Source organism: Actinocrinis sp., from assembly GCF_035650855.1.
Taxonomy (GTDB): Bacteria; Actinomycetota; Actinomycetes; order Streptomycetales; family Catenulisporaceae; genus Actinocrinis.
Map to the genome: position 1 here is coordinate 1 of NZ_DASRGV010000231.1, position 4,699 is coordinate 4,699.

4 protein-coding genes and 1 pseudogene are annotated in these 4,699 nt (G+C 70.4%); 2 read left to right on the forward strand and 3 right to left on the reverse strand.

Annotated elements, in window-relative coordinates; genetic code table 11:
* Positions 1-152: 152 nt before the first annotated feature.
* On the reverse strand, positions 153-1,022 hold the full coding sequence (locus tag VFB40_RS16955; protein WP_349261516.1) for an HAD-IIA family hydrolase: 870 nt from the start codon (positions 1,020-1,022) through the stop codon (positions 153-155).
* 92 nt (positions 1,023-1,114) lie between these two features.
* Positions 1,115-1,597 carry a tetratricopeptide repeat protein gene (locus VFB40_RS16960; RefSeq protein WP_324851731.1) on the reverse strand — a complete coding sequence of 161 codons (483 nt, stop codon included), beginning with the start codon at positions 1,595-1,597 and terminating at the stop codon, positions 1,115-1,117.
* 122 nt (positions 1,598-1,719) lie between these two features.
* Between VFB40_RS16960 and VFB40_RS16965 the strand changes: the two genes are divergently transcribed.
* A complete protein-coding gene (locus VFB40_RS16965) occupies positions 1,720-3,009 on the forward strand; it encodes a DUF1015 family protein (RefSeq protein WP_324851733.1) in 1,290 nt (429 codons plus the stop codon).
* 132 nt (positions 3,010-3,141) lie between these two features.
* Here VFB40_RS16965 and VFB40_RS16970 read toward each other — a convergent pair whose 3' ends face one another.
* Complete coding sequence (locus VFB40_RS16970; protein ID WP_324851736.1) at positions 3,142-3,999, reverse strand: tetratricopeptide repeat protein; 858 nt, start codon at positions 3,997-3,999, stop codon at positions 3,142-3,144.
* On the opposite strand from VFB40_RS16970, the pseudogene VFB40_RS16975 reads away from it, so the two are divergent.
* Positions 3,973-4,699, forward strand: a pseudogene (locus tag VFB40_RS16975) (hypothetical protein); the annotation flags it as partial. The gene VFB40_RS16970 and the pseudogene VFB40_RS16975 overlap by 27 nt on opposite strands.

Genomic DNA, 4,699 nt, shown 5'->3' on the forward strand with positions numbered 1-4,699 from the left:
GCCGCAAGCGCAGATCCGGCTGACGATCCCGAGTGACGACCTGCTCAAGCTGGTGGACGGCAGCCTGAACTTCATCTCCGCGTGGACCTCGGGCCGGATCAAGGTCAACGCGTCGTTCGGCGACTTGATCAAGCTGCGCAAGATCTTCTAGTTCAGGCGTCCCGCCACTGCATGAGCCGGCTCGGGTCGAGCAGTCCGCGCAGGTCCTGGGCCAGATAGGTGGGCTGGTGCTCCTTCGGCGCGTCCTTCAGGTCCTGCAGCCGCGTGACGCCGGTGAGCACGAGCAGCGAGTCGACGCCGGCTCGGTTCGCGCCCTCGATGTCCGTGTCGAGCCGGTCCCCGACGATGAGCGGGCGCTGCGCCTTCGTGCGGATCATGGTCTCGCGGTGCAGCGCGGGCTCCGGCTTGCCGGCCACGGTCGGCCAGGTCCCGGTCGCGGCGGCGACCGCGCCTACCAGCGCTCCGTTGCCTGGTGCGATCCCCCGCGCGGTAGGCATCGTGCGATCGGTGTTCGCGGCGAACCACGGTGCACCGCGCTGGATCGCGTATGCGGCCTCGGCGAGGTCCTTCCACATCGTGTCCGGCCGGTATCCCTGTACGACGGCTGCGGGATTGTCCTCGGCACTGTTCACGAGCGTGAGCCGGTGCTCGAGTAGTGCCTGCCGCAGTCCTTCCCCGCCGATCGCGAGCACGCGTGCGCCTTCGGGTACCTGCTCGGCGATGATCCGCGCGACGGCCTGCGCCGCCGTGACTACGTCGTCCGCGTCGGCAGGCAACCCGAGTTCACGCAGGTGAGATGCCACGGCCTGGGGCGTGCGCGACGCGTTGTTGGTGACGTACGCGAGCCGCATTCCCGCACCGGCCGCCGACAACAATGCGGGCACGGCGTTCGGTACGGCGTCCGCGCCGCGGTACACCACCCCGTCGAGGTCCAGCAGTGCCGTGTCGTATAACGCGGCGAGCGGCTTCTCCTGCGCCGCCCGCCGCTTTTGCTCCGCCGTAGTCGCCTCGTCCGCCGCCACGCTCTCCAAGTTCGTCACAACACCCGATTTTCGCATGACCTGTCAGCGGCCAGCCCGTCAGTGCACTCTGCGAGACGGTGCCGCGACTTCGACTAGGCCCTGCCCTGTTTGCCGGCACCCGACCGGGATCGCACGGTCGCCCGCGCCCCGCGTAGCGCCTGTGTGTAGTAGCGCACGTCCGGCCGCATCGCCGCGGCCAGCGCCAAGTGCTCGACTGCGAGCTCATAGTCCCCGAGCCGGGCAGCGGCCAAGCCCCAGCCGAACTGTGCGTAATCGTCGTCGGGGTTCGACTCCGCCAGCGTGCGGAACACCTGCGCCGCCTCTTCGTACTGCTCCGCGTCGAACTGTGCCCGTGCCAGGGCCTCCAGAACGGAACGCGAACGCGGTACGCGGTCGGCCGCGCGCACTAGCAGCTGCGTTGCTGCCGCCGGATTACCGCTGTCGAGCATTTGGATACCGCGCTGGTACCAGTCGTAGACCTCCCCGGAGAGGGCGGAGTCGTCGAGCGGCTCACCGGGTCCGGCCCACCGCTCGTCCGCCGCGTCGCCATGCCACTGCTGCGCTCCCTCAGCCACTTCGCGCCTCCCGGAGTTCGATCTGTTCCGTTATTACCGCTGTTCCCGTCTTTCCCGAGCTGTCACTTTCGACTCGGCCGTCGTAGTGCCGCCCCGTCGGCGGCACCCCATAGCATTTGCGTATGAACCCCGCTCCGGAGGCCGACGCTGCGCGCACCGACCATCAAGGGCGGCTCGCGCTCGTCCCGTTCCGCGGTCTGCGGTTCGCACGCGCCAAGGTCGGCGACCCGGCGGCAGTCATATCGCCACCGTACGACATGATCGACCCAATTCAGGCACACCGACTTGCCCGCAGCGGCGCGCATAACATCGTTCGGCTCATCCTTCCGGAGCTGGATGAGCCCGACGCTCGGCTGCGTTACCGGCGGGCGGCGCGCACTTTGCAGGAGTGGCGAGAGGAAGAAGCGCTGGTCCTGGACCCGCAGCCGGCGCTTTACGTCTATGAGCAGACCGGTCCGGCGGGCCACCAGCGCGGCTTGATCGGCGCGCTGGAGCTTCCCGCGGACGATTCGGGGCCGGTGCTTCCGCACGAGGACGTCGTGGACGCGGTCGTCGCCGACCGGCGGGCGCTCATGCACGCAACCGGGGCGAACCCGGAGCCGATCCTGCTCACCTACGAGGGCGGCGGTCCGGCTTCCGACCTGGTGGAGCGGTACGCCGATGGTGCCGATCCGATCGTCGACGCGGCCACCGCGGACGGTACGCACCACCGGCTATGGCCCATCACGGACCCGGCGCAGCACGCGATCATCGCGGCCGACCTGGCGCCGCGCCGTTCCCTGATCGCCGACGGGCATCACCGTTATGCCGCCTACCAGCGCCTCGCGACCCTTGGCCGGCCTGGTACGGATCGAGGCCTGGCACTGTTGGTCGACTCGAAGCGGCATCCGCTCCAGGTCCGCGGCATCCACCGCTGGATCCCGGACCTGCCAGTCGCCCCGGCCCTCGACGCGGCGGCGAAGCACTTCACGGTCACGCAGGTCGAGGGCGGGTACAAGGCAGCGCTGGAGGCATTGGGGCGGATAGGTCCGGAACGCATCGCGGTGGCCGCGGTGGACCGGCAGCGGGCCTGGATCATCGCGGATCCGAAGCCGGAACTGCTGGCCGAGGCGATTCCGGACGACCGGCCGGAGGCCTGGCGCCGCCTGGACGCCACGGTCCTGCACCTGGCGCTCGCCCGGAGGGTCTGGGACGTCCCCGACACGGCGGATCACATCCGGTTCGACCACGACGCGCGCAATGCGGTCGTCGAAGCCCAGCGGCATCACGGCCTGGCGGTGCTGCTGCGGCCGGTCGCCGAGTCCACCGTCAAGGATCTGGCCGCAGTAGGGGTCCGCATGCCGCGCAAGTCCACCGCGTTCGCGCCGAAGCCGGCGACCGGCCTCGTGCTGCGTCTGCTGGACGAGGGCTAGAGCCGATTAGGGCTCGCCATACCGCACGCCACTAGGCCTCGAAAGCACGATGGGCGAGCCTGTGCAGGCTCGCCCATCGTCGTTCGCGTGGCGCGTGATCAGTGGCGGTGACGTACCGCGTCCCGCGCCGGCTTACTGCTCTTCGTCGTTCTCCAGGTGGGGACCGACGCCCTCTTCGGCGGACGAGCGAGGAGCGCCGTCCTCGTGCTCCTCGTGGTCCCCGTCCGCTTCGTCGTCTGCGTCCTCGTCATCCTCTTCGAGGTCGTCCTCGTCGTCGAACTCCTCGTCCGGCTCGTCGTCGTCCTCATCGTCATCTTCGTCTTCGTCGAGCTCGTCGTCCGCGCCCTCGAACTCGTCGTCGACCTCGGCCTCGTCCTCGTCGAGCTCCTCCTCGACTTCGTCGAAGGTGAGTCCGTCCAGCTCGGCCAGCCGCTCGCCGGCGCCGGTCAGTCCCTCGGGGTCGACCTCGCTGGCGCGGGCGAACCACTCCCGCGCCTCTTCCTCGCGGTCGGTTTCGAGCAGCGCCTCCGCGTAGGCGTAGCGCAGCCGCGCGGTCCACGGCTCGGGCTGAGCCGGCGTCAGGTCGGCGCCCTGCAACAGGACCACGGCCGCGTCCGGCTGCCCCAGGTCGCGCCGCGCCCCGGCGGCCACGATCCGCAGCTCGATCTGCGTGGCCTTGTCCAGCTCCTTGGCCTCCGGGGCCTGCGCCATCTCCAGCGCCTTCTCCGGCCGGCCCAGACCGCGTTCGCAGTCGGCCATCACGGCCCACTGGTGGTTGGAGCCGGTGATCCGGCGCGCGGCGCGCAGCTCGGAGAGCGCCTCCGCGTACCGGTCCGAGAGGTAGGCGGCTAGGCCGAGCGCCTCGCGTGTCGCGGCCAGGCGCGGAGCGAGCTGCTGCGCGGCGCGGGCGTGCGCATATGCCTTCTCGGGGTCCTCGTCGACCAGGCGCCCGGCCATCACCAGGTGACCGCCGACGAGTTCGGCCTTCATCCGCACAAGCGTGCGCAGCTCGGCACGAATGTCGGCGTCGAGGTCCGAGGTGTCGATGTCGTCGGGCAGCGAGAGCTCGTCGAAGTCCTCAGCGGAGTCGCTCTGCTTCGCGGGCTCGCTGGCAGTCGCTTCGCCGTCCCGAGCGCGGTCCCGGTCACGATCCGCAAAGCGCGGCCGGTCATCGCGACGCTCGAAGCCGCCGCGGTCGTCACGGCGCTGGAACCCACGATCCCCACCACGGTCACGATCAAAGCCGCCGCGGTCACGGTCGCGGTCGCCGTAGGACGGGCGGTCGTCGCGACGCTGGAACCCACGATCCCCACCACGATCCCGGTCAAAGCCGCCACGGCCGCGGTCCCGATCGCGGTCGAACCCGCCGCGGTCGCGGTCGCCGAACCGAGGACGGTCGCCGTAGGAGGGTCGGTCATCCCGGCGCTCAAAGCCTCCGCGCCGATCGCCACGGTCACTGTAGGGCGGGCGGTCGTCGCGACGCTGGAACCCGCGGTCTCCGCCGCGGTCCCGGTCGCCGCGCGGGCGGTCGCCGAAGGATGGCCGGTCGTCCCGGCGCTGGAATCCGCGATCGCCACCGCGGTCCCCACCACGGTCACGATCAAAGCCGCCATGCTCGCGGTTGTCTCGATCCCCAAACCGAGGACGATCGTCACGTCGCTGGAAACCCCGATCCCCACCACGATCATCA

What these genes read in the sequence shown, in the direction of transcription:
- VFB40_RS16965 (WP_324851733.1), top strand. Translation starts at nt 1,720, where the DNA reads ATGAACCCCGCTCCGGAGGCCGACGCTGCGCGCACCGACCATCAAGGG.
- VFB40_RS16970 (WP_324851736.1), bottom strand. Translation starts at nt 3,999, where the DNA reads ATGAAGGCCGAACTCGTCGGCGGTCACCTGGTGATGGCCGGGCGCCTG.